Genomic DNA, 2,077 nt, shown 5'->3' with positions numbered 1-2,077 from the left:
ACTGGTGATCGCCGGCAGGGAAGAAGCCCGGACGGCAACCGGACAGAGCGTCAACTGTGAGACGTGAAACCGGCTATGACACCAGTCCCGTCCGACAAGGAGATCACCCACCGTTCCAGGGCCTCGCGTACGGCGCCGTCCAGCAGGGCGAGTGCGGCACGCGGCTCGGCCGCCCCGCACCGCGGTGCGGCGACCATGCGCCGACACACGGCCCCGGTCGTCCTGTCCCGCAAGCCCGACCCGGCTGCCCTGCGGCGCCACCAGCACCTCTCGCCCGACGCCGGGGCCCACCGTGCCCGCCCGGACCGTCACCCGCTTCGCTCTCCTAGGAGTCACTTCGCCATGCGTGCAGTCAAGTTCTCCGTTCGAAGTTCCCGCCTTGCGGTGGCGGTGACGGCAGGAGCCGTCGTCACCGCCGGTGCGGTGGGTCTGACGATGCTGGGCACCGGAACGCACGCGGCGGCCCTGGAGCAGGTCAAGGTGGCGACCACCGCGCCGGCGGCGCCCGCCGGCGCGGTGCCTGCGGCAGCAGCGAGCACGCCGACCGCCGCACCCCGGCCGTCCTCACCATCGTCCTCCGCCGCCGCGCAGGCCGGGACGGCTTCACCCTCGTCCTCACCGGCCGCCCCGGCCACGACCCCACCGCCCCCGTCCTCCTCGCCCACCCGCCCGGCCACGGCAGGCCTGGCCCCCACGGCCTCCGCTCCGGTCCCGTCCAGCCCGCCGACCGGCGCACCGTCCTCCACCACGCCGCCGGTGCCCGGCCAACCGCAGACCCAGGTGCTGAGCGCCAGCCTGGCCGGATTCCCGACCGCACTCACCCCCGGCGGGCAACCGGTCGACTTCACCGCCGTGCTCACCAACCCGACGGCGACCGACTACCCGTCCGTCGCCCCGCTGTTCCAACTCGTGGGCGGCCCCTGCAACTGCGCCGACGGATCACTCCAACTGCTCGACCCGGCCACCGGCTTGTGGCACGACGTCACGATGCCGAACGGCGACGGCGGTTCACCGTCCTCCTACGCCGGACCCGGGGTCGCACTGTCCGCACACGGCAGTCGCACCTTCCAGTACCGGCTCACGCTCTCGACCCGCAACTCCACGAAGGACGCCTTCGCGATGCTCTACGCAATCGACACCGGCGAACACCGCGAGCTCGCTCTCAGCTCCACACCGAGCCGGATCGGCTGACCTCGCCCGGCGGACGCGTCATCGCACCACCGGTCCGCCGGCCCGATCGGGCGGACCGCACCGCACCATCCCCTACGCGGATCAGCTCCATCTCATCCCATCACCCTGCCTGAATACCGAAATCCGGAGACCTCCATGTCGATTTCCTCCCTCCGCCGTGCCCTGTGCGCCTTCACCGCGGCCGCTGTCCTCACCCCGGCCGTCGTGATGGCCGCCGGCACCGCCGCGTCGGCCAGTACCCCCTCGGACGTCGCCGCTCTCGCGTTGGCCAATGTCGGCAAGGGCGCCGGCTCCTGCTCGACCGTCAACTCATCGAACAACAGCCTCGGGGGCTCCGCCTTCAACGGCAGCTGCCAGGGCTACGCCGGAGTCCCCGAGTACTGGTGCGCGGACTTCGCCAAGTGGGTCTGGCAGAACAACGGCCTGAACACCACCGGCATCACGGCGGCCGCGAGCTCCTTCGTGAGCGCCGCCTCGTCCAACGGCAGCACGGTCCACTCCGACAGCGGCTACCGGCCGCAACCGGGCGACGCCGCGGTCTTCGGCAGCAGCCACGTCGGCATCGTGACCGCCGTCAACTCGGACGGCTCGATCCAGCTCACCAACGGCGACTTCGGCGGGACCAGCGGCCAGGGTGAGGCGACGTTCGCCAAGACCTCCAGGGTGGTCAACGAATCGGTCAGCTCCGGACAGGTCCCGGTGGGCAGCTACCAGAACAACATGGGCATGACGGTGACCGCCTACGTCACGCCCAGTGGTTACACGACGCCGCCCCCGCCGGCGGGCCGGACCTCGCCGGTGTCGATGAGTGCCGCCGGCGACCACGTCGCGTTCGTCGACACCAACGGCAACCTCGCCAACGACTGGGCCGACACCAACGGCTGGC

The 2,077-nt window shown here is 71.6% G+C and carries 2 protein-coding genes; both read left to right on the top strand.

The window, feature by feature from the left end; translation table 11 throughout:
• Positions 1 to 342 precede the first annotated feature (342 nt).
• On the top strand, positions 343 to 1,191 hold the full coding sequence (locus tag ABD323_RS40635) for a hypothetical protein (protein ID WP_344447138.1): 849 nt from the start codon (positions 343 to 345) through the stop codon (positions 1,189 to 1,191).
• A gap of 135 nt (positions 1,192 to 1,326) precedes the next feature.
• The coding region (locus tag ABD323_RS40630; RefSeq protein WP_344447137.1) for a CHAP domain-containing protein at positions 1,327 to 2,077 on the top strand (751 nt) is incomplete at its 3' end.

The sequence above is a fragment of the Kitasatospora nipponensis genome, assembly GCF_039528135.1.
GTDB lineage: Bacteria > Actinomycetota > Actinomycetes > Streptomycetales > Streptomycetaceae > Kitasatospora > Kitasatospora nipponensis.
The sequence above is the reverse complement of the archived record's forward strand: the minus strand, read 5'-3'. Positions and strand labels throughout refer to the sequence as shown.